The following is a 23,782-nucleotide window of genomic DNA, read 5'->3' as shown; positions in this document are numbered from 1 at the left end:
CATTAAAAGCTGGGGTTTCGGACAATGTAATCGGCAATTTTAGAAATAGACTGGCGCATTTGTAGATCGCCGCTGCGGGTGTCAATCACAGTCATCACATAGGCTTCGCCGTCAATGCTCATCGCTAAAGTTGTGCCGAGTACCAGGGAATTTTGGCCGGTTTTTTCGCCCAACCACTGAGCTTTAGTTCCTTCCAAGGCGGCAAATCCCAGAGCGTGATCGTACTGGCGGTTGAGCGTTTCTATTAATAGTTTAGCACCGGGTGTTTCGCCGTTGTAAATTTGCACCATCATTTCGGTGAGTTCGTTAGCAGTCAGGCGGTTGGGACCAGAACCGGGGTTGGAGGGCATAATCTTTTCCCCCATTAATTTGAAGTTGACGCGGGTGACTTGGTAGCCGCGATTATCTAAAAATTGATTGATGTAATCTGCTCCCAAATAATCTATCAGTTGATTGGTGGCGGTATTGCTGCTGCGATCAATCATTTCTTCTAACAGTAGGTGTAGCGGGTAATTTTTAGGGGACAAAATCTGCGTAGATGAGTCTTCGGTGAAATTACCCCCATTGACAAATACTTCCTGGTTGAGACTAATTTTTTCTTTTGCGACTTTTTGCATCAGGGCGACAGCAATCGGCAATTTAATTAAGCTGGCCGGACTGACAGGAGGCACATCGCCCCGGAGGTGTACGCACTCTCTAGAAAGGTTGCAAACACCGATCGAAGCTTGCTCAGACAAACCGCTTTCCCGGGCTACCTCCGCCAAAAAATCTGATTTTGCTTGCTGCACTTGAGAGGTTGCTAGCGTTAAATTTTCCCGGTATTCTTTAGTTTTCGAGGCAGTGAGGGAAGCTAAAAATGAATTTTGAGGAACTTCCTGCAAGTTGTTGAGGGCCTGATGCCATAAAAATTGAGTTTGCTGCGAAGATTCGATCGACTTATTTTGCTGCCGTTTAGTTTCTACGGCTCTGTTGGCTAAACGGACTGCTTGCTGTAAGTCGTCCTTAGCCCTCTGTTCTACTAATATTTGAGCTTCCACCGCTTGCAACTGCTGTAGCAGTTGTTCTTGAGGATTGGCGGCAACGGGAACTAAGCGCGAGAGCAGGGTTGGTTCTGGGGAGGGAGAGGGGGGTTGTTCTAATTCGGTGACGAGCCGATCGCGAGTTTTGTAGAGTTCGTCTAGGGAACGCGGGCTAGATGATTGAGAGAATGAACTTGCGATGGTTAACATCTGAACCAGTCCAATGCCGGCTACTACTGCCGCCATCTTGTTGGCGATCGACAAAAAACGCCTGAACTCTGGCATATTTAACATCCTCAACACAACCAAATTCTATATAAGCAGCTATTGTTACATCAGTCAAACGGTTTGAGATTTTAGATGGGAGATTTTAGATAGGAGAACAAATCTAAAATCTAAAATCTCAAATGGTTTTGATCGCGCCAATGTGGCAAAATAACCAAAATAAAGGGAGCGATCGCACGAAGGCAATCAACCCCCTCTAAATATTGCTAACTATCTACTTTCTGCGCCGCCGTCGCCAGTCAGCACCCAACCGCTTGAGATAATCCCAGCCGCGTTGGGGCCAGACATGATCGCTACCAATCTTTTCGGCAATCCAGCGAGCGACTTTGGGGCCTGTCCAGTCTCCGCCGTCGGGGGCAGGGCCTTGCAGCGCTTGTCGCAGTTCTTCCTGCTGTTCAGGATTCAGCAAGGATTTGGCAGGAGGGGGCTGGCGGTCTCCGCTGCGATTTCTCACAGAGTTAGGCCCTTCTCGGTTGTAGCGCTGGACAATTTCTTTGGCGTAGTCGTAGTTGAGGCCTACGACTTGGGCTGCTTGTTTGATAGTCCAATTTCGGGAAACTAACAGCAGCAAGTGCCAGCGGCGCGACTCTGTGGTGTTTTGTGCCTGCCGGTAGCGAATTTTGAGTTCCTCTGCCGTCAGGTGGGATTCTAAGTGAGCTTTAGGTGGCATTCCTCCAACGGGGCATCGGGAACTTCTTACCATATATCTTTGGTTTTGGGGATAATTCCGGATGAAATTATTTTCCTGGGGATCGTTCGGGCAAATAAGTAGGTTTTTTTACCCCCAATGCACGCAGCTAGTCGCACTTGAGGAAGGACTGCTGTTTTTTTGCAGGTGCGCGCAACAAAAGACCTCGGCGTGGCGGTGAGCGTTTCGAGCTTTTTTGTGAGCCCCAGATTTCTGACAGGCTTTTTCACCTCTGGCACAATGGGCCTGGAGCGGAAAAGGTCGATCACTATTTTCTTCGATCGCGCAGTCGCCATTCATTAATTCACTCGGATGACTGATAACTTTCAGTAATTTTTGACTACAAAAGTCCTCTTCATAATCTGCTCCTAATTATTAGGAAGTATACAGCAATAATCTAATATTAGATTATCAGAATTTCTATTTTTAGTTTATTATGGATTTTCCAAAGGCAATTGATCTCTTTTAAAATCAGCTTTGGATGCTTCCAAATATGCTGTTTAAAATAAATTGTATCTAACACAACACTAAAAATTTTTCTTTAAATAAATTCTTAGTGTTGTCTGAAGATTCCCGGGAAGAAAGCAGTCATGACCGGGGATTAGTTTATTTTTTATGCCATCTTTTTCTACCCTAAATGCTGGGTTTCGTCGAAGAGAAGCTGGATTCTAATATTTTATAATTTAGATTACAGAATTGGGAATGACGGATTTCCTAATGATTGTGATCTTGCATATACATTCTTGGAGGCAGAACCTAATTATGTAGCGGCCACATTGCACACCTTACCCCTTACTCATATAAATCTCGCGTCAAACCACTTTTTGCATCAGTCCTGATACAGTTGCCTTCTTGGCTTGTTAAAAGATTAGGTAAAAAACTCGATCGCTATTTTGTGTCCGGTGGCATTTGGGGAATTTAATCTATTGTAGATAAAATGACCGATCGCCCGTTAGCGGAGCCCTCTTTGAGGCTCGAACTTTCGCCACAAAAATAGCCGACTTTGCCTTCGGGCTGTAAGCAGGTACAATTGCCAGCTATATTAACTGTATTGTCTCAAAGTAGAAATGATAAAGGTACGAGCATGGCATCCATCCGCGAGTTGCACCGACAACTGGTCAATAAAGAACGCTCTGCTGTGGAAATTACTCAAGAAGCATTAGACCGAATTACCCAGCTAGAGCCGAAGTTGAAAAGCTTTCTGTGCGTTACGGCAGACAGCGCATTGGCGCAGGCCCATAAAGTGGATGCCCAAATCGCAGCCGGAGAGCAAATTGGGCTGTTGGCCGGCATCCCGATCGCCGTTAAAGATAATATGTGTACCGAGGGCGTTCCCACAACCTGCGCCTCTCGAATTTTGGAGAATTTTGTTCCTCCCTACGATGCCACCGTCGTCTCGAAACTCCAAGCAGCCGGTGCGGTGATTGTGGGTAAGGCGAATATGGACGAGTTTGCAATGGGGAGCTCGACAGAAACTTCTGCCTATCAAGTTACCGCGAATCCTTGGGACTTGGAGCGCGTGCCCGGAGGGTCTTCTGGCGGTTCGGCCGCAGCGGTAGCCGCGGGAGAATGCGTCGTGAGTTTGGGTTCGGATACTGGGGGCTCAATCCGCCAACCTGCTGCTTTTTGCGGGTTGGTGGGGCTGAAACCGACTTATGGGTTGGTTTCTCGCTACGGTTTGGTGGCCTATGCTTCTTCACTCGATCAAATCGGGCCCTTTGGCCGGAATGTTGAGGATACGGCGATTTTGTTGGGGGCGATCGCGGGTTATGATTCGAGAGATTCCACGAGTCTTAATGTCCCAATTCCTGACTACGCTCAAGCTTTAAGACCCAGTTTGCGACCAAAGGGTCAGATTAGAATTGGTGTAATTAAAGAAACTTTTGGTGTAGGGCTGGAATCGGGGGTTAAAGACGCTGTTACTAAGGCGATCGAGCAATTTCAACAATTGGGCGCAGAAATTCAAGTCATTTCTTGTCCCCGGTTTCGCTACGGTTTGCCCACTTACTACATCATTGCTCCCTCGGAAGCTTCGGCAAATTTGGCGCGATATGATGGAGTGAAGTACGGTTTCCGATCTCCAGATCCCGATAATCTTTTGGATATGTATGCCAAAACCCGCTCTCAAGGGTTCGGTGCGGAAGTTAAACGCCGGATTGCGATCGGCACTTACGTATTGTCGGCTGGATATTACGATGCCTATTATCTAAAAGCTCAAAAAGTTCGGACTTTGATTAAAGAAGACTTTGAAAAAGCTTTTTCTCAAGTTGATGTTTTAGTCTGTCCCACGGCTCCTACTACCGCATTTAAGGCAGGCGAAAAATTCAATGATCCCCTGAGTATGTATTTGTCAGATTTGATGACTATTCCCGTGAATCTTGCTGGTTTGCCAGCTTTGAGTTTGCCCTGCGGATTTGATGATAAAGGACTGCCGGTGGGTATACAACTGATTGGTAATGTTTTGCAAGAATCTCGGTTGTTTCAAGTGGCTCACGCTTACGAACAGTCTACGAATTGGCACTTACACCACCCGGAATTGGATTAATTTTTGAAAATCGCCGGAATGCTGCGGCGGAAGTTAGTAATCGATCTTGGCTAATTGTCTGAATTAATCATTTGCCATTAGCTTTTGAGCGATCTCTACTTTCCCGCGTGCTCTATCTATGAACAAGTTGCTAGTATTCCTTTTGTCTAAATCGCTAATAGCTTTTGGGATAGTTTTGACCGTTGCTTATTCTGCTGCTTGTGTATTCCTATTTGTAGCGCAAGGTAAGTTTATCTTTTTTCCCGCGCGGGCGATCGAAACTACGCCAGATGATTTCCAGTTGAAATATCAAGATGTTTGGCTGCCAATTCCAACTAAAACAGGTGGGGTGGACACCGTGCACGGGTGGTGGATTCCTGCCTCGAAAAATCCCCCCAGTTCCCCTTTAGCAAGGGGTGGAGCGAGAAAGGGGGAGTCGTTTCTGGCTACGCCCCAAAGTGACAAACGGGCGATCGCTGCGGTTCCCGCCCTTAACAAAGGGGGGTTAGGGGGGGTAGTTTTGTACCTGCACGGCAATGCTTCAAATGTGGGAGCAAATGTCGAACACGCTTATCGATTTCATCGATTAGGTTTGTCGGTATTTGTGATGGATTATCGTGGTTATGGAAAAAGCCAGGGCGATTTTCCGAGTGAATCTCAGGTTTATGAGGATGCTCAACTTGCTTGGGATTATTTGGTGAAACAGCGGGGGATTAACCCGAATCAAATTTATATCTACGGTCATTCTTTGGGAGGGGCGATCGCGATCGATCTAGCCGTGCGTCACCCGGAGGCGGCAGGGGTAATTGTAGAAGGCTCTTTTACTTCGACGCGGGCGATGGTGGAGTTCCAAAAAGGGCTGTTTTGGATGTTTCCGATCGATTTTTTGCTGACACAGCGGTTTGATTCTCTTTCAAAAGTCGATCGCCTGCAAATGCCCGTGCTCTTTATTCACGGGACTGCTGACAATGTAGTTCCAGTCGAAATGAGCAAAAAAATGTTTGAGGCCGCACCGGAGCCCAAACAGCTTTACATAGTTCCTGATGGAGGTCACACTAATGTGGCACAGATCGGGGGCGCAGAATATCTGCAAATACTGAGCCAATTTTTAGGTTCTTCAAAGTAGATAAAAGCTATTGGCGGTAACAGGTTAAGTTTGATATATGTACCGCCTGCTCGCCTTTCTAACAGTACATATCTAAAGCGGAGCAGTTATCCCGATGATACCGCTTAGTTCAACCTTAACACATTCAGCCACCAGTCATTCAAGGCATAGCAATAATTGCAGTAATTGTTCGTGCTTATCGCTTGTTCTTTCTTAACTTCGCAGCCGCGCCGAGATATTTTTCTGTCTGGCATCCGGGCGCCGCAGAGATTGGCATCTGTAAGATTAGCTTTGTTCAATCTAGCATCCCTCAAGTCGGCCGCTCTAAGGTCGGCCCCGCTGAGATTTGCACCGCTTAAATCGGCTTCTTGGAGGTCGGCACCGCGGAGACTTGCACCAGCTAAATCGGCATTTCTCAGGTCGGTTCTACTTAGTTTGGCGGCGCTCAAATTACTGCATTTTAAATTAGCCAACTGGAGGGATGCGTCTCGCAGAAAACTCTCGCTGAGGTTGGCATTTTCTAAGTTGGCTCCCCTGATGTCTGCCCTGCTCATGTCGGCTTTGCTGAGGTCGGCGTCGGCCAACAAGGCGTTTCTCATGTTGGCGTTGTTTAAATTAGCTTCCATTAAGTCAGCCGCAGTCAAGTCGGCATCAACTAAGTCGGCCCTGCTGAGAGTGGCGCGGCTCAAGGAAGCGCCAAACAAATCTGCACGGCTCAAGGAAGCGCCAAATAAGTCGCATCCGGGACATCCTCTGGTTTCTAGCAGCCGCTTGACTAGAGACAGATTTTGAGCTGATAAGGGAAGTGCGGCGCAAAATGGGAGTAGCATTATCGCTGCCGTCAGAATTTTAAGTTTGATTTTGGTCATGGTCTGCGTAAGTCCTGTAACTGCCTTTCATCACCGAGTTGTCTGCTGGACTTACACGCGCGGGTCCAAAAACCCGGTTTCCGCGTTAATTTCTCGCTCTCAAACCCAATATTCTAAGGAATGAGAATTAAATAACCTGCAATGCGTGATTTTCTTGTGAGATGGGCGTCTCGCCCGTCTATAAGGGACGGGCTTTCTGGCCCATCCCACAGGCTGATGCAAATTATTTAATTCACGATCCTAAGCAGAAACCGGGTTGTTTGCGTAAGTCCTAGTCTAGTGGATTGACGCGGCTCGACGGTGTAAGGTTCGATCGCCCTCACGGATATGGCTTACGCCTTTGGGATGAGAACACTTCCAGGCTCCCTTCCCGCTTCCAACGGCCCGAAGCCCACGCTCAATCCCAGGGATTCTGGAGCTTGTGACGGCCCAGGCAAGTGGCTGACTCCGACAACAAATAAGTATTTGTACTTAGTGCAGTTGGATTGTGCTGCGTAGGGCGATCGTTCTCCGTACAGGCGATCGGTAAATAAGCCAATTGGCTTAGACTCTTAAGACATATTGCTGATGCGCTGCCTTCTGTAAAAAAGATAGCATTTTTGTGTGATCCCCGAAATAATACCGAGCAAGCAAGTATAAAACAAATACTACGTGTCTCGGCGGGTGGGAAAATAGGGTACAGCTAATAGTTTCAGACGAGGAAAATAGATGTCGAACAGCATAGATCAACTTGCAGAAGGTGGCAGGGGGATCAAACTCATGTGGCAGATTGCAGACGAGATCAGTTACACCCGGACTCTCGACAATCGAAATTGTTTGTCGCTGAGCAAAAGCTACGAAGTAGAAAGTCGCGATCGCTCCCAAAATATAAAAAAAGCTAGCGTTTTAGATGGGTTAATGAATTTATTAAACACTTGGGATTGGCAGACTGAAACAGAGCAGGAAGAAGAGCTGCATGAAACTTGTGTTCAACATATTAGCCTGCAAGTCACCACAGATGTCAAGGCTTTAACTCAAGTTTTGTTGTGGTTTGAACAGTTGAAAGATATATCGCTCCCCAATGAGGTTTGGTGGAAGTTTCAGTTGGCGCTGGCTGAAGGTTTCACTAATGCAGTTCGCCACGCTCACAAAAATTTGCCAGTAGAAACTCCTGTTCAACTGGAAATTTGGGTGTTTAACGGACGGTTGGAACTCAAAGTTTGGGATTGCGGGCCGTGTTTTGATTTTGATGCTAAGCTGAATGAAATTCTGGCAGCAGATAGAAATAACTGCTTTGATTTAGAGGTTTTGAACGATGATTGCTTGATGCCTAGCAGACATAAAACTTTGGAACCGTCTCTATTTCTAATTGCTGGGTAGCTTTGGAGTGAGGGACAATTAACAGACTGGCACGGTGAAAAATGTGTTATTATAAAAACGGTGTTAGGGGAAAAGTGACGGGTTTTGTCTCCGCGTGGGTGAGGGGTTGTGAATACTGCCCACCTGCTGCGGCTTGGGTTAAGAGTTGTGGTCTTGGGTGATTCTATAGCGGTTTGATAGAAACGGGTGAATCTGTCTAATTAAATATTAAAAACTACCCATTAAAAGTTAAAAATTATTCACACTAATTTTTGACTTTTTAATTTATCATAGTATCTGGTTGCTCACGAATTACTAATGATTTCCAAAGAAACTTTATTTGTTCTGTCTCTATTTCCCTACTTGGGATTTCTCTGGTTTTTGACTCGATCGGGAAAAACACCCCGTTTAGCTCTGATGGGATTTTACGGCACTCTCGTTTTTGTAGCGGTGACGATTCCCGCCGCAATTTACGCAAAAGTTGCCTACAACGAGTCGCTAGCAAATGTCGATTGGCTGCACGGTTCTGCAGAACTATTTTTAACACTTGCCAATATTTTATTAGTTTTAGGCTTTAGAGAAGCGGTGATTAAAGCCAAAGCATCCTCACAGAAGGGCGGCGAGGAGCAAGAGTGTCTTTTAGATGGGGGAGAATAGCCGGGATCATCTCAGTTTGGTATTTGCTCTCCGCATAAATGCTCCAGAAGAGCTGTAGTTAACAGTTAACTGTTGACATACCAGTTTGTGAGCCGCCAACCTGCAAAATTTTAGGAAAGCATTAGAATATATGGAAACTCACATCAAGCACTTCTAGTGTCCTCACCTTGGTTTCTTGCCACGGGCTCAACTTGAGAGCCGAGATTTTGGGTTAAGAAAGCGAGTTTCTCAGGTATTATCGAGAATGGTGCTCTGAGCGTGAGTGGAAACAAACTACCATGTTGCTAAGTTTAGCTGTGGTGGGAATCTCCAGGCCGGAAAAAAGATGAGCTATTGCCTCAATCCCCATTGCCAAAAGCCGCAGAATGCTGACTCAACCAATTTTTGTCTGGCGTGCGGCTCAAAATTGCTGCTGAAAGAGCGTTACCGTGCTCTTCAACCTATCGGTGAAGGAACATTTGGCAGAACTTTTTTAGCTGTCGATGAAGATAGGTTGAAAACTCCCTGCGCCATCAAACAATTTTTTCCCCAAGTTCAAGAAAAAGCCGAATTAGAAAAGGCAACTGCACTGTTCAAACAAGAAGCTCACCGACTGCACGAACTCGGAGAACACCCGCAGATTCCAAGTTTGCTGGCTTCTTTTGAACAAGCCAAACGTCTGTATCTTGTGGAAGAGTTAATCGAGGGAAATAATTTGTTTCAGGAGTTGCAGCAGCGGGGAGCTTTTAGCGAGGAACAGATTTGGGAATTGTTGATCAATTTGTTGCCTGTTTTGCAATTTGTTCACGAGCAGCAGGTGATTCATCGGGATATTAAGCCGGAAAATATTGTGCGGAGAACTCCCCAAACCTTGTGGGCGGCGGAATATGGCAGCTCGACTCCTGGTAAAGGAAAAGGAGGGGCAAATATACCTCAATCTTCTGGTGGTATGAAAGGGCTAATTGTCGCTGAATCTCCTGCTGTACAGGGGAATGCCAGGGGGGGTCAGTTTGTGCTAGTTGATTTTGGAGTTGCTAAGCACATTACCGGCCTTTCTGAAGCGCAAACTGGGACGATAACTGGAACTGCTGGCTATGCGCCGATAGAACAAATTCGCAGCGGCAAGGCGTATCCAGCGAGCGACCTTTACAGTTTGGGTGTTACCTGCATTCACCTGCTAACTGGGGCGGTATTGAAGGATTTGTTTGATGCTTTAGAATGCAAATGGATTTGGCGATCGCACTTGGCGCAAAAAGGCATAAAAGTCAGCCAAAAATTAGCCACTATTTTGAACAAATTGCTCAAAGATTCGGTAAGAGAGCGATATCAATCCGCTGCTGAAGTGTTGCAAGACTTGGTAAATGTTGGGCAATATTCCCGCTCTCAAATCAGTTATAATTCGCCAACAAAAATAGCTATTAATTCGCCAGTAACTAACTCGCAGCCCAATAAAGCAACCGCCGTCTCGGCCGCCCCGCCCCAGAAGATTCATGTTGCGCCATCCGCTGGCAATCCGAGATTATTGTCGTCTAATAACTGGCGGCGCGATCGCATTCTCCAGGGTCATTCAGCCTCGGTTAATGCTGTTGTTATTAATCCTCAAGGCAATATTCTCGCTAGCGCCAGCGATGATAAAACAATTAAGCTGTGGAACCTGCAAACAGGTGAATTCATCCATACTTTTTTCGGCCATTCCGCAACGGTTGATGCTGTGGCAATCAGCCCAGACGGGAGAATGCTGGTTAGCGGCAGTTTTGACAGAAAAGTCATTGAGTGGAAGCTGGATAAAAAGGCGATGATTCGCGAATTTTATAGCGATTTTGGTTCGCCGTACAGTCACCGGTACGGCCCCGTGTACTCGGTGGCTTTTAGTTGCGACTCTGGAGCGATTGCGAGTGGCAGCGGCGACAAGAGTATTAAATTGTGGAACCAGCGCAACGGAGAATTGGTTCAAAAACTTTCGGGACATTCTGACAAGGTTTTATCTGTTAGTTTCCGCCCTCAAAGTATGATGCTTGCCAGCGGCAGTGCTGACACAACTATCAAGATGTGGCTGGTAGGTATTGGGGAGAGTGTACGGACTTTTTTCGGTCATTCAGATTGGGTTTATGCGATCGCATTTAGTCAAGACGGCAAGATGATTGTCAGTGGAAGTGCCGACGCTACTGTTAAATTGTGGAATGCCGATACAGGGGAATTGATTAATACTTTGAGGGGGCATTCTGATGCGGTGATTTCAGTGGCGATTAGTACAGATCGCGAAATTATGGCTAGCGGCAGTCGAGACGGTACGGTTAAACTCTGGAACCTGGAAACAGGAGAATGTTTGTGCTCTCTTGCTGGGTGCAATCCGGTGGCTTTTAGTCCTGACGGTCAAACTTTAGTCACCGGTGGGGATGGCGGCGAAGTGTTAGTTTGGCGGGCGTCTGTTTAGTTGGGCGAGATAAGTGACATACTTGTGAAGGCGATCGGTGTCAGTGTCAAGTAAACGACTGGCCCAAGAATGTACATTAAGTTGCGATCGCATTTCTCGAAACACCGCAGCATCCCCGCGATTGTCTAGAGGAAAAACCCAAGCATCAAATTTAGCCGACTTGAGACGGCTAACAGTTCCCTCGCCATTTTGCACCCACAATTGACGGTTAATGCGAAAGGGTTGACAGGAATATTCACCGACAACAATTCCCCCCACAGAAACGCTAGCATCTTCTCCCCCATCGGAAAGTTCTTCCAAAAGGGCTTTGAGGTCATTGAGTTTTTCCCCGTCTTGTACTTGCTGCGGTGTCAGCTTGACAATCACCATTTCTAAAACTTCGACAGGTTTTGTCGATCGTACAACGTTGACTGGTTCCGTCAGCCAAGAGTTGTTTATTTGCGATTCCGTCCTCTCGATTTCCTCTGTAACCTGTACTGTTTCAACCGGCTTTGCAGTGTCTACAATTATCTGAATTTCCTCCCCATCTTTCTCGATTTTTCCACTAATCTGTAAGATAGCATTCTCTACAATATAAGGTTTCACTTGTTCGTAAGCCTTGGGGAACACAACAGCTTTTATTTGATGTGTCAAATCTTCTAATTGCAAAATTGCCATCGCCTCGCCTTTTTTTGTCACTACAAGTTTGATAGCGCTGAGCATGACAATAACTGATACTTTCCCCTTTTTATCTGCTAACTGTTCGAGAGTCACAACATCTGGGTCTTGGTTTACTTGCATGAGAAACTTTAGGGGATGTTCTGATACATAAAAGCCCAGCAATTCTTTTTCTAAACGCAATTTTTCCTGTTTGTCATAATCTTTTACCAATTTAGCTTTTGGTGCCGACTCATAGGTATTGACCGACTTACCAAAGCTATTCGTACCTAACAAATCAAAGAGATTACCTTGCCCGCTTTCTCGATCTCTTTTGCGGTCCCCGGCCCATTTCATCACCCCTTCGAGGTCGTCTACTAATTGCTTGCGGTTTTTGTCAATTTTGTCAAAAGCACCGCATTGAATTAAAGCTTCTAAAGCGCGGCGGTTGACAGAATGGAGATTTACGCGATCGCACAAATCCGGCAGCGATTTAAACTTACCCCCTTCCTGCCGCGCCGCCAAAATATTTTCAATCGCCGCTTCTCCCACATTTTTAACAGCCGAAACCCCAAACAAAATTTTATCTTTTGCAGAGCCAGTCATCTGTTTAGGCAGCGGTGTAAAAGTAAGTTCCGAGCTATTAACATCTGGCGGCTCAACCTCAATACCCAGTTTGAGACAGTTGGCGATATATCTCTGTACTTTATCCTGATCGCCCCTATTAGCAGTCAACAGTGCAGCCATGTATTCTACAGGATAATTCGCCTTCAAATAAGCTGTTTGATAAGTGATATAGGCATAGGCCATTGAATGGGATTTATTAAAGCAATATTCCGCGAATTGCAGCATCTGCGCGAACAACTTTTCAGCAATTCTTTGACTCACTCCATTCTTAGTTGCGCCGTCGATAAACGTTTCTTTTTGCTTCTGCATTTCATCAGCTTTCTTCTTACCCATTGCACGCCGCAGCAAGTCAGCTTGCCCCAAAGAATAGCCCGCCAAATCTTGAGCCATCCGCATAATTTGCTCTTGAAAACAAAGCGTTCCGTAAGTCTCTTTTAAAATTGGTTCTAATAGCGGATGATCGTACTCAACTGTTTTACCGTGCTTGCAGTCAATAAACTGAGGAATCAAACCTGCATCCAGCGGTCCTGGTCGGTAAAGTGCCAAAATAGAAGAAATATCATCCAGACAGGAAGGTTTGAGTTTTTTCACTACATCAAGCATTCCAGAGGATTCTAGCTGAAAAATACCTTCTAAATCTCCTCTTTCTAAAAGTCTATAAGTTTTATCTACATCATCGGGTAACTTTTTGATTCTGCCAAAAGTCTCTTGAGCTTTGCGCTCATTATCAGAAGGTAGGCTTTCCGGATCGACAGTTATATTTTGGGTGTGCTTAATATTAACAACAGTTTGCTGGAGCGTTGTCAAATTTTTTAAGCCCAGAAAGTCCATTTTTAGCAGACCTAGTGCTTCCAAATCTTCCATGTAATACTGGGTAATTACAGCACCTTCATTGTTCTTTTGCAGCGGTACAATTTCATCTAGCGGGTCAGAAGAAATCACTACGCCCGCTGCGTGAACGCCAAAGGTTTTGTTTGTTCCTTCAATCCGAATCGCCATGTCAATCCACTGACGAACTGGGACTTCTGTCCCAGTTTCGGCATTTATGCAAATTGTATTTTCGTAATTATCTTTAAATTCCTGTGCAGGTGTGTCGTCGGAAATCATGACTTTAAGTTTTTCCGGTTTTCCCCGGGACACGGGAATTAATTTTGCCATTTCGTCTGCTTTTTTGTAGGGAATGCCTAAAACTCTGGCAACATCTTTCAAAACAGCTTTTGATGTCATTCTGTTGAAAGTAATAATTTGGGCGACGCGCTCTTCGCCATACTTTTGAGTAACGTATTTAATCATGTCATCGCGTCTTTCTATGCAGAAGTCGCTATCGATATCTGGCATAGATTTGCGTTCTGGATTGAGAAATCTCTCGAATAGCAGTCCGTGATGCACGGGGTCAATATTAGTGATTTTCAAGACGTATGCTACGAGGGAACCTGCGGCTGAACCGCGTCCCGGCCCTACGGGAATGTTGTTGTCCCTGGCATATTTCATGTAGTCCCAAACTACTAGAAAGTATGTGGAAAAACCCATTTGCTGAATCATTTTTAGTTCGTATTCCAGCCGTTCTTTGTAGACGGCGGGAATTTCGTTGCGGCTTCGAGATTTGAGGCGTTCTAATAGTCCTTTCCAGGATTCTTCTTCGACATAGGTATCTGCTGTGTGTTCTGGGGGAATTGGATAGTTGGGAATGCGGTATTCCCCCATGATGTCATAGGATTTTACTTTATTTGCGACTTCTAATGTGGTGTCGATCGCCTCTTTGATTGTTTCATCATCCAAATGGTCTCGAAACAGTTGCGCCATCTCGTCCGCAGACTTCAGATATTCGGTACCGCTGTAGCGCATCCGCTTGTCTTCTTCAATCTGTTTGTTGGTGTTGATGCACAGCAAAGCGTCGTGTGCTTCTACGTCGTTGCAAGAAATGTAGTGAGAATCGTTTGTAGCAATTATTTTGATGTTGAGTTCGCGGGCAATTTTGACGATTTCAACATTCACCATGCGGTCTTCTTGGGAACCGTGGTCTTGAATTTCTATATAGTAATCTTCCCCAAATACTTCTTTATACCATGTGGCTACTTCACGGGCAGCATCTAGCTTGTTTTGCAGAATCATTTGGGGAACTTCCCCGCCCAAACAAGCACTGGTGACAATTAAACCTTCGGAGTATTGTTTTAGCAGTTCCTTGTTGATGCAAGGTCGGGCAAAAATACCTCTTTCAGGCATTCCCTTTAAATGGGAAATTGTGGTTAGTTTGACGAGGTTTTTATAACCTTGGGTATTTTTAGCTAAAACAACTTGATGGTATTTTCTTCTACCTCGAACTTTTACTTCTATATCGCCGTTGACGACATACATTTCATTGCCAATAATCGGCTTAATATTTTTATTTCGGCAAACTTTGATTAGCTCGATCGCCCCGTACATCACCCCGTGGTCTGTAAGGGCGATCGCGGGCATCCCCAATTCCACCGCCCGTTCTGCGAGCTGCTGTAGCTGAGACGCCCCATCTAGTAAGCTATAATCGCTGTGAATGTGCAAACCAACGAAGGACATAGGGATTTAAAATATAAGATTTGAGAATTTAGATTTTACACCATCGGCGTGTCAAAGCGTAAAATAAAAAACAAAGCTTTATATCACTCTTGAGCTGGTTTGTGCTGGGGCTTCTATAAGTGCAAAAGATGAGGTTGTCGCGGTATTGATGATTTAATGGGTAAATTATTCTCGCTCGCGATCGAACTTTTACACATTTGCTTGTTCCAAATAACGCTCCAAGTCTTTAACCCGTTCTTGTGTCACCCTCGCTCTGCAATAACCGTAAGTAGAAGCAGCCACAGAACCGCCTTCAAACTTCCCTGCTTCATAATTGCAAGTTTCATCACGAAACTTCAGCCAACTACGCTGTGCAACCGTCAATCTTTGCTGCTGTTTGCTGTTGAGTTTTGGCCTAAGTTGCTGATATAATTGATTGAGCTTTGTATCGGCTGCTTTAAACTCTTGACTAGAACAGATATTCATGTCTAGCGTGGTTTGAGGACTTTTGCAGTTAGGCTGTTGGGCGACTTGTACTCGGTTGTTGCTGGCTTGGCTGGGAAGCAAAAATCCCGCAGCTAACAAAAGTGAACTTGCCGTAAATGTTGCCCAAATAGTGCTATTTTTCACTTAGTTTCTCCTTTTTTTAATCTTTAATTTTCTCGGCTGGCTGAGCCGATCGCCAAATCCACCAAGCCGCCGCCCACAGAGTAAAATTGCCGAAGAGAGTCATCGCCGCTTGCAGGGTAACAATCCATTCTAGGGCTGGGGAGTTGTCAAAATAGTGCCACGTACAGGCACACATAGCGCTAACGAGAGCGGGCAGCATTGCGGCGGAAAGGGCCCACCAAGCTCGGTTTTGAGTGACTTCGCCGTAAGTCCAAATTAACCAGATGGCGGCAATCCACTCGACGACGCTAGATATGTGAATAATCCAGGTGGGAATTGACAAAGCGTGCATTTTTTGTATTCTGAACGATGATGAAAGATTTATCGATCGGGACTTACGCAATTGTCATATAAAGTATGATGCGTCATACAATTCTAGATTAGCGATTCGAGATTTTATTAGATTTGCGATTTGAGCTGACTGATGACGTAAAGCCTTGAAGCTTGCTGACAGTAGCATTTTTTTGGTAGTAGTATCAAATTTCAAATTTCAAATCTCAAAAAAATCTAAAATCTAAAATCTAAAATCTAAAATAGTTAGATTCCCCATCACAAACAAATAAAAGAGTAGAAATGCGAGCAATTTTGTGCGGCTATTACGGTAAAGGCAACGGCGGCGACGAGGCGCTGTTGGCATCCCTACTGCAAATGTTACCAGAGGGCGTGACGCCGATCGTCCTGTCTGGCAATCCTGTCGAGACAAATCAGCGGTACGGGGTAGCTGCGCGCGATCGCATGAATGCGTTTCAAGTTCTCGAAGCACTCCGCACCTCTGACGCCCTAATCTGGGGCGGCGGCAGTTTAATCCAAGACGCTACTAGCATTGTGAGCCCTTTCTATTATGGGGGTTTGATGGGATTAGCGCAGCGGATGGGCTTAAAAACTGTTGCTTGGGCCCAGGGAATTGGCCCTTTAAAGCGCGAAATGACTCGCAAGTTATCTCAGCGCTGTTTTGCTGGATGCACCGCCGTCAGCGTGCGCGATAAAGGCTCAGCTACTTTACTTGCAGATTGGCAAATTCCCTTTACTTTAGCGCCCGATCCCGTGTGGGCTTTGGAGAATTCTCCCGTGTCAGGTTTGTGGGATTTACCTGCGCCCCGAGTTGCTGTTTGTTTGCGTTCTCATTATACACTAACTCCCGCTCGTTTGTCAATCTTAACTCAAGCTTTAGTTGACTTTCAAAAAGCAACTCGCACCTTAATTTTGCTGCTGCCTTTTCAAGCGTCTCACGACTTAGAAATTGCGAAACATTTACACGAAGCCCTGCCCAAAAGGAGCCGCATCCTCAGTTTAGACGATCCGAGAAAATTGAAAGGAGTGTTCCGGGGAGTCGAAATGGCGATCGGGATGCGCTATCACAGTTTAATTATGGCAGCATCCGAAGAATGTCGCTGTTTTGCCCTCAGCTACGATCCGAAAGTCAGCCAGTTAATGGAAGAGCTAGAAATGCCGGGATACTTATTATCAGAATTGCCAGACGATCCTTATTTAATCAGCAAAACCTGGATCGAACACTATGCTAACGGCGACGCCTTATCGCCAGACAGGATAAAATTTATAGTAGAGCGATCGCTCTTTCATCGCGAAGTATTGCGAGCCGCGCTCCAGTAATCTCCGTAAGAGGTAAAATACCGTGGCAGCCAGTACAGCCGACTTAAAAATTACCTGGGAAAAATTGCCAGACGACTTCATTTTAGACGAGGAACCAGTAGAAAACATCGACCAACCCTTGCTAGCCGCCGCCTTGCGAGAAATCTTAGAAATCGCTGGGCTAATTGTAACAGGAATATTAATTGCCCCAAATATGGGCATTTGTGCGACTGTAGATAGCAAGTTAGTTATTAAAGCTCCCGATTGGTTTTATGCCCGCAACGTCCAGCCGCTTTCTAGTCAAGAAATTCGCCGCAGTTACACTCCGAATTTAGAAGGAAAAATTCCGGCGATTGTGATGGAATTTTTGTCAGCTAGTCCCAACGATGAATATTCGATAAAACCACCGTATCCGCCGGGAAAATAGTTTTTTTACGAGCAAGTATTGCGAGTGCCCATCTATGCACTTTTTGAACCTGCCGCCGGAGTTCTCGAAGTCTATCAGTTGAATTCATTAGGACAATATCAAGTACAGCAGCCGGATTCAAACAATCGTTATTGTATTCCGGGAGTTGGATTATTTCGAGGTATTTGGCAGGGAACAAAGGCGGAAAGAACCGGATATTGGCTGCGGTGGTGGGATGAGAGCGGAGAGATGTTATTGTGGGGAGTAGAGATGGTAGAAAGGGAACGGCAGCGAGCCGATCGACTAGCCGCGCAATTAAGAGCAGCAGGCATTGAACCAGAAGCCTAATGCAATAATGAGCAACTAAAAATTGCCGAGGGACATTTTTTAATTGCTCATTAACTAAAAAGTATTAGACAACATCGCAAAAATCAATATTTATCTGTGTTAATCCCTGTTAATCTGCCTTCATCAGCGGTTCAAAATTACATTCAGGAGACATCAAAATTGGCAAGAGTAAGAGTGCGGGAACACGTCAATCCCCTATCAATTAGATATCAAGCATCTGCAAGTCCCCCGGATTGGACTCAAATCTATGCCGACTTAAATTTACCGCTGCATTTAGATATCGGCTGCGGCAGAGGACGGTTTTTGTGGCACATGGCGCAAATTCAAACAGACTGGAACTTTCTCGGATTAGAAATTCGGGAACCTCTGGTAGAAGAGGCGAATCTTTGGCGGGACGAAAAAGGCTTGACAAATTTGCACTATTTGTTTTGCAATGCGAATAGTTCTCTCAAACCAATTTTAGAAACTTTACCCGCAGGTATTTTGCAGCGAGTTAGCATTCAATTTCCCGATCCGTGGTTCAAGAAAAAGCACCACAAACGGCGGGTCGTGCAGCAGGAATTAGTTAATGAATTGGCAATTTATCTGGGAATTGGTGGCGAAGTTTTTATTCAGTCAGATATTGAAGAAGTAGAAAGAGAAATGTGCGATCGCTTTTCGTCTCACCCCAGTTTTCAACGTCAAAATGGTGGCGAATGGTTAGCCGAAAATCCCCTGCCTGTGGCTACTGAAAGAGAAATTGCGACTCTGAAACGGGGCGAACCAGTTTATCGAGCACTCTATCAAAAATAATGCTCGCTTTTGCAAACTTACCTTGGTAATAAATGTTATAACTTACATCTTGCACCTTGGTTAGGAACAGGCAAGATGCCTGTTCCACAAAACTTAATTTTCTTGTGGAAGGGGCATCTTGCACCTTGGTTAGGAACAGGCAAGATGCCTGTTCCACAAAACTTAATTTTCTTTGTGTAACGGGCATCTTGCCCGCTAATAAAAGAATTATTTCTAACTTAAACCCAAGAAGGAAGCCACATCCGAATATCGAATTCCCACTTCGACAAAGGCAGTCCCAAATAGATAGGCATCCAGAAAATAAAAGCACCCAAAACCAGAAAAATAATTGTTACCCCCATCCCTCGGAGTCGAGTTTGAGGGCTGTGCAGCCACCTGTCAACCCACCAAGCAAGTGCTAAGGCTGCAAACACAGAACAGCCCATATAATGGTACAAAAATATGCAGCGAGTCACCTTCATCCAAGGCAGCAAATTAGCGGCCCAATTAACTATTAAATATAACCCCAGCCACATTTCAGCAGTCGGCGGAAACAAAATCGGTCGCTGCTGTTCTATCGTGTCAACAGAAGCCTCGCTGCGCGTTTGCAGCCACACCAAAATCCGGTGAACTAAAACTCCTATTACTAGCAGTAAAGCTAAGGTTGACAGCCACCAAAGCAATGGATTTCCCATTGCGTGAACGTCAAAAATTGCCTGAGTTGCACCTTCAGGTAAAGGTGGCAAAACCGGATCGGGTTGGGCATTGCTGCTAGCAGTTTTGTAGAAGTAAACTATGGGGCGCAGCATCAGAGGCCAACTGTACCATGTGGAACAGTAAGGATGTACATCCGGGCCGCTTTTAATCCGCTGGTGATAAGTCAAAATTTCCGTTTGCATCTGCCAGAAATTGGGAGTTGGATTAAAGTGCAGGTGAGGAATCCAACAGATGCTGTAAACTAGAATAGGAATAATAGCTAGACTCAAACAGAGTTCTATAAAATTGAGTTTAGTCAGTTTTTGTACGGGACTTTCGGCAGGAATTAGAGGGGAATCTACCTCGCGGCTTTGTTCTTCATTTCCTCTGTTACCCTGGATAAAACGAACTGCCCAAGCACAGATTAAAATTAGATAAGTACCGAAAAGAAACCATAATCCGTTCCATTTGATAGCCGCAGATGCGCCGAAACCTATCCCGGCGATTACCAGCAAAAGCCAGCGCTTTTTGCCGTCGGCTTCTACGGATTTTAAAATAAATAACTGACCTAAAATCCCAAATAAAACTAGATAAATGTTGTTCAGTGCGTAGCGAGACTCAACTAAAAACAGACCGTCGCAGGCGATAAATAAAGCAGCAATAAAAGCAAAGGTGCGCCGCCGAACTAGCTGATAAGCTAGGGCTCCCCCAACTAGGGGAATAAAGGAACCTGTGAGAGCATTCAGCCAGCGGTAATCCCAAGGGGAAAGCAGGGAGCCAGCCATACTGTTGACGGCTGTTTTGCCGAAGGGAAGGTGAGTGCCGATCGCAATGCCGATCGCAATTATGTACTGGCTCAGCGGCGGGTGAGCGTTGAAAAAAGGAGTTTTGGTGAGATAGTCGTTGGCAAATTTCGCGTAATAAACCTCGTCAAATACTAAAGTGTTAAATCGCTCGAGTTGCCAAAAGCGTAGAGTTAAGGAAAAGAGGAACACACCGAGCATTCCCAGGGCAAAAACAAAAATTGATTTGTGAGAGTGTTTTTTGTTGGGGTTCATAAAACATCAGAAAATAGTAGATGCTAGGTTTGGGGGCGATCGCTAATTTAAAAATACTGAGTTGAGAATAGCGTAAAAATTACAATTATGACTTTTAACCTTCGCGGAGGCAAATCCGATGCGGACGATCGCGCTTGGAAGGTGCGGCACTACGTGCAGCGACGGGATGGCACAATATGCCCCCGATGTAATCGGCACGCCGGAAGGGAAAGCGCACCTGACAAGCTGCGATCGACTATGATACCGGTTAACAAGGTCTTGTTTGAGCAGGTGTTTATGAATCTCACGCTGTTGGTTTGGGGGCGTTGCGGACTCGCTGTAAGTGCTCTGATTTTGCTAGGAGTCCCGGCGGTAGCTGCACCCAGTGCGATTAAAATTAGTCAAGGGGTATCGCAGCAGGGAGGGGGAAATCCTGCGGCGGCGGCTGCTGAAAGAGCTTTGAAAGAAGGGGCTCAACTTTACCAGGAGGGGACGGCGGAATCTTTAAGAAAAGCACTCGCCAAATATGAAGAAGCGTTAAAGCTGTTTCGGGCCGGGGGCTATCGCGCTGGGGAAGCTGTCACCCTAAACAACATCGGCGAGGTGTACTCAGATTTGGGAGAAAAACAGAAAGCGCTAGAGTATTACAGCCAGTCGCTTCCACTGAAACGGGCTGTGGGCGATCGTTCAGGGGAAGCTGTCACCCTCACCAACATCGGCAGAGTCTACTCAGTTTTAGGAGAAAAACAGAAAGCCCTAGACTATTACAATCAGTCCCTTTCTTTGAGCCGGGTAATAGGCGATCGCCAAAAAGAAGCCTACAACCTTCTAGGTATTGGCATGATCTACGCAGAATTTGGAGAACAGCAGAAAGCGCTAGAGTATTATAATCAGTCCTTTTCTTTGAGCCAGGAAATAGGTGATCGCCGTTGGCAAGCTTTCACCTTGATCGTCGTTGGCAATGTCTATTCAGGTTTGGGAGAGAAACAGAAAGCCCTAGATTATTACAACCAATCTCTTCCCCTCAGTCGAGAAATAGGCGATCGCTCTGTTGAAGCCTTCGCCCTGATTTCTGCTGGTAGAGTCTACTCAGAATTGGGAGAGAAACAAACAGCTTTAGACTCTTACAACCAGTCCCTTAAATTGTTCCGGGCTATAGGTCAACGTGAACAAGAAGCTCGTACCCTTAACTACATAGGTATTGTCTATTCAGAAGTGGGAGAAAAACAGAAAGCCCTAGAGCATTACGGCCAGTCTCTTCCCATCAGCCAAGCTGTGGGCGATCGCCCTGGGCAAGCTGTTACTCTAATCAGCATTGGCCATGTCTACTCAGAATTGGGAGACCAACAGAAAGCTCTAGAGTATTACAGCCAGTCCCTTGCAATTTTCCAGACTCTAGGCGATCGCTCCTCAGCAGCAACCACTCTCACCAGCATTGGCATTGCCTACTCAGAATTAGGAGATAAAGAGAAAGCCTTAGAATATTTTAACCAATCCCTTATCCTCAAGCGAATAGTAGGCGATCGCTCTGGAGAAGCTCGCACCCTCACTGGCATTGGTAACATATACGCAGAATTAGAAGACCAACAAAAAGCCCTAAACTATTACAATCAGTCTCTTTCTTTGAGTCGGAAAGCACGCGATCGCCAAAGAGAAGCCTACAGCCTTATAGGTATCGGCAGGAGCTACGCAGAATTAGGAAACAAAGAGAAAGCATTAGAGTATTTCAATCAATCCCTTCCTCTGACTCAAGCCACCCTCGATCGCTCCTTAGAAGCTCTTACCCTCTATAGTATTGCTACTATCAAACGTGACTCTGGTAATCTTAACGAAGCTCTCACTGAAATTGAAGCCTCGCTCAAAATTATTGAAAGCCTCCGCACCAAAATTGCCAGCCCTGAACTCCGCACCTCATACTTTTCCACCGTACAAAACTATTACCAGTTCTACATTGACCTGTTAATGCAACTGCACAAAACGCAACCCAAATCTGGTTATGATACCAAAGCCTTTGAAGCCAGCGAACGTTCCCGCGCCCGCAGTCTCCTCGAACTTCTGCAAGAAGCAAACGCCGATATTCGCCAAGGTGTCGCCCCAGAATTATTGCAGCGAGAACGCAGTTTGCAACAGCAACTCGATGCCCTTGAAAAACGGCGCGTCGAAGTTTTCAATCGCCCCAACTACACTCCCACCCAAGAAGCAGAATTAGAACAACAACGGCAAACTTTAATCGCACAATATCAGGACATTCAAACACAAATCCGTGCTACTAGCCCCCGGTACGCAGCCCTCACCCAACCGCAACCTCTAACGCTTGCACAAATTCAACAACAAATCCTCGATGAGAATACAATTTTACTCCAGTATTCTATAGGAAAAGACCGCAGCTATCTGTGGGCTGTGACTAAAACCAGCATCACCAGTTATGAATTGCCTCCAAGCGCCGACTTCGAAAAAGCCGCCCGCAATTTCCGCGATGCTCTCACAGCTCCAAGTTCCCGAAACAGCCCCTCTAAAATCGCCCAAGCGAACGATGCTATCAGTCAAATTATCTTACAGCCCGTTGCTGCCCAACTGGGTCAAAAGCGCCTGCTGATAGTTGGCGATGGCATTCTCCATTACCTCCCCTTTGCTGCCCTCTCGCTCCCTGGAAAACCCGGTGAAAATGGGAATCCACCTTTAATAGTAGACCATGAAATCGTGCTGCTGCCTTCTGCTTCCACCTTGGGAATATTAAGACAAAACTACAGTGACAGACAACCTCCTACTCGGACTTTAGCGATTCTCGCCGATCCAGTTTTTAGCCCGGAAGATGAACGACTCAAAAACCAGTCAACCGCCACCAATCTGCAAGCAATAGAATCAGTAAATCTGGGTTTAAGCCGCTCTGGTCGCGACAATAACTTACAGTTGAGCCGTTTAAAATTCACTCGCCAAGAAGCTCAAATCATTCAAGCGTTAGTACCAGCTAATTCTCGCACCGAATCTTTGGATTTTGCAGCCAGCCGCGCCGTCGCAACCAGTCAGAACTTAAGCCAATATAAAATCATTCATTTTGCCACTCACGGTTTCGCCAATAGCGATCACCCGGAACTGTCGGGAATCGTCATGTCGCTAGTAGATAAAAATGGCAATCCTTTAAACGGATTTCTGCGACTAACTGATATTTTCAATCTCAAATTAGCAGCAGATTTAGTAGTGTTAAGTGCCTGTCAAACCGGAATGGGACAGATTGTTCAAGGCGAGGGCATGGTAGGATTGACGCGGGGATTTATGTATGCAGGGGCTCAGCGAGTGGTGGTGAGTTTGTGGAGTGTGGACGATGAAGGAACGGCTACCTTAATGTCGAGTTTCTATCAGGGAATGCTGCAAAAAGGGTTAACGCCAGCGGCTGCTTTAAGGGCGGCGCAACTGGAAATGTTGAAGCAGGAAGAGTGGCGTTCTCCCTATTATTGGGCGGCTTTTACGCTTCAGGGCGAATGGCGATAAATTTTAGGGAAAAACAGTTATGATATCAAGTCCGATTAATTGCTGATAAAACCTATACGGACATCGGGCATCAGGCTTGCCAT

General features: G+C 45.8%; 16 protein-coding genes and 1 pseudogene. 10 read left to right on the top strand and 7 right to left on the bottom strand.

Annotated elements, in window-relative coordinates:
- Nucleotides 1-2 precede the first annotated feature (2 nt).
- Entirely contained in the window at nucleotides 3-1,304 is a 1,302-nt protein-coding gene (locus tag QUA40_RS02460; protein ID WP_333121497.1) for a serine hydrolase, read from the bottom strand.
- 214 nt (nucleotides 1,305-1,518) lie between these two features.
- Complete coding sequence (locus QUA40_RS02455) at nucleotides 1,519-1,974, bottom strand: helix-turn-helix domain-containing protein (RefSeq protein ID WP_333082743.1); 456 nt, start codon at nucleotides 1,972-1,974, stop codon at nucleotides 1,519-1,521.
- A gap of 1,102 nt (nucleotides 1,975-3,076) precedes the next feature.
- Here QUA40_RS02455 and gatA point away from each other — a divergent pair.
- The gene (gene gatA, locus QUA40_RS02450) at nucleotides 3,077-4,537 is read left to right on the top strand and encodes an Asp-tRNA(Asn)/Glu-tRNA(Gln) amidotransferase subunit GatA (RefSeq protein WP_333121495.1); all 1,461 of its coding nucleotides are present in this window, start codon (nucleotides 3,077-3,079) and stop codon (nucleotides 4,535-4,537) included.
- Nucleotides 4,538-4,655: 118 nt separating this feature from the next.
- On the top strand, nucleotides 4,656-5,642 hold the full coding sequence (locus QUA40_RS02445; RefSeq protein WP_333121493.1) for an alpha/beta fold hydrolase: 987 nt from the start codon (nucleotides 4,656-4,658) through the stop codon (nucleotides 5,640-5,642).
- A gap of 104 nt (nucleotides 5,643-5,746) precedes the next feature.
- Here the strand turns inward: QUA40_RS02445 and QUA40_RS02440 are convergent, their stop codons facing one another.
- The gene (locus QUA40_RS02440; RefSeq protein WP_333121491.1) at nucleotides 5,747-6,490 is read right to left on the bottom strand and encodes a pentapeptide repeat-containing protein; all 744 of its coding nucleotides are present in this window, start codon (nucleotides 6,488-6,490) and stop codon (nucleotides 5,747-5,749) included.
- 327 nt (nucleotides 6,491-6,817) lie between these two features.
- Here QUA40_RS02440 and QUA40_RS02435 point away from each other — a divergent pair, with 327 nt between their 5' ends.
- From QUA40_RS02435 to QUA40_RS02420, 4 genes are all read left to right on the top strand, one after another.
- Nucleotides 6,818-6,988 (top strand): hypothetical protein, encoded by a 171-nt coding sequence (locus QUA40_RS02435; RefSeq protein WP_333121489.1) that lies wholly within the window; start codon nucleotides 6,818-6,820, stop codon nucleotides 6,986-6,988.
- 210 nt (nucleotides 6,989-7,198) lie between these two features.
- Nucleotides 7,199-7,849 (top strand): ATP-binding protein, encoded by a 651-nt coding sequence (locus tag QUA40_RS02430; RefSeq protein ID WP_333121488.1) that lies wholly within the window; start codon nucleotides 7,199-7,201, stop codon nucleotides 7,847-7,849.
- Between the two features lie 297 nt (nucleotides 7,850-8,146).
- Nucleotides 8,147-8,485: a DUF3593 domain-containing protein gene (locus tag QUA40_RS02425; protein ID WP_333073253.1), complete on the top strand. Its 339-nt coding sequence runs from the start codon at nucleotides 8,147-8,149 to the stop codon at nucleotides 8,483-8,485.
- Nucleotides 8,486-8,810: 325 nt separating this feature from the next.
- Complete coding sequence (locus QUA40_RS02420; protein ID WP_333121486.1) at nucleotides 8,811-10,898, top strand: serine/threonine-protein kinase; 2,088 nt, start codon at nucleotides 8,811-8,813, stop codon at nucleotides 10,896-10,898.
- Here QUA40_RS02420 and QUA40_RS02415 read toward each other — a convergent pair.
- The 3 genes from QUA40_RS02415 to QUA40_RS02405 form a co-directional block, all read right to left on the bottom strand.
- Entirely contained in the window at nucleotides 10,875-14,714 is a 3,840-nt protein-coding gene (locus tag QUA40_RS02415; RefSeq protein ID WP_333121485.1) for a DNA polymerase III subunit alpha, read from the bottom strand. The genes QUA40_RS02420 and QUA40_RS02415 overlap by 24 nt on opposite strands.
- 189 nt (nucleotides 14,715-14,903) lie before the next feature.
- Nucleotides 14,904-15,323 carry a lysozyme inhibitor LprI family protein gene (locus QUA40_RS02410; protein ID WP_333121483.1) on the bottom strand — a complete coding sequence of 140 codons (420 nt, stop codon included), beginning with the start codon at nucleotides 15,321-15,323 and terminating at the stop codon, nucleotides 14,904-14,906.
- 16 nt (nucleotides 15,324-15,339) lie between these two features.
- On the bottom strand, nucleotides 15,340-15,654 hold the full coding sequence (locus tag QUA40_RS02405) for a DUF2499 domain-containing protein (RefSeq protein WP_333121482.1): 315 nt from the start codon (nucleotides 15,652-15,654) through the stop codon (nucleotides 15,340-15,342).
- Between the two features lie 281 nt (nucleotides 15,655-15,935).
- Between QUA40_RS02405 and csaB the strand changes: the two genes are divergently transcribed.
- The 3 genes and pseudogenes from csaB to trmB all read left to right on the top strand — a co-directional run bounded on the left by csaB (nucleotide 15,936) and on the right by trmB (nucleotide 18,498).
- A complete protein-coding gene (csaB, locus tag QUA40_RS02400; RefSeq protein ID WP_333121480.1) occupies nucleotides 15,936-16,973 on the top strand; it encodes a polysaccharide pyruvyl transferase CsaB in 1,038 nt (345 codons plus the stop codon).
- Between the two features lie 22 nt (nucleotides 16,974-16,995).
- A pseudogene (locus QUA40_RS02395) lies at nucleotides 16,996-17,706 on the top strand (Uma2 family endonuclease).
- Nucleotides 17,707-17,865: 159 nt separating this feature from the next.
- On the top strand, nucleotides 17,866-18,498 hold the full coding sequence (gene trmB, locus QUA40_RS02390) for a tRNA (guanosine(46)-N7)-methyltransferase TrmB (RefSeq protein WP_333121479.1): 633 nt from the start codon (nucleotides 17,866-17,868) through the stop codon (nucleotides 18,496-18,498).
- 218 nt (nucleotides 18,499-18,716) lie between these two features.
- On the opposite strand, the gene QUA40_RS02385 is transcribed toward trmB, so the two are convergent.
- Complete coding sequence (locus tag QUA40_RS02385; RefSeq protein ID WP_333121477.1) at nucleotides 18,717-20,231, bottom strand: phospholipid carrier-dependent glycosyltransferase; 1,515 nt, start codon at nucleotides 20,229-20,231, stop codon at nucleotides 18,717-18,719.
- A gap of 87 nt (nucleotides 20,232-20,318) precedes the next feature.
- Here QUA40_RS02385 and QUA40_RS02380 point away from each other — a divergent pair, with 87 nt between their 5' ends.
- Complete coding sequence (locus tag QUA40_RS02380) at nucleotides 20,319-23,699, top strand: tetratricopeptide repeat protein (protein ID WP_333121475.1); 3,381 nt, start codon at nucleotides 20,319-20,321, stop codon at nucleotides 23,697-23,699.
- Nucleotides 23,700-23,782 lie beyond the last annotated feature (83 nt).

This window comes from Microcoleus sp. Pol11C3, from assembly GCF_036701485.1.
Taxonomy (GTDB): Bacteria; Cyanobacteriota; Cyanobacteriia; order Cyanobacteriales; family Microcoleaceae; genus Microcoleus.
This window is presented reverse-complemented; position numbering and strand designations above follow the sequence as displayed.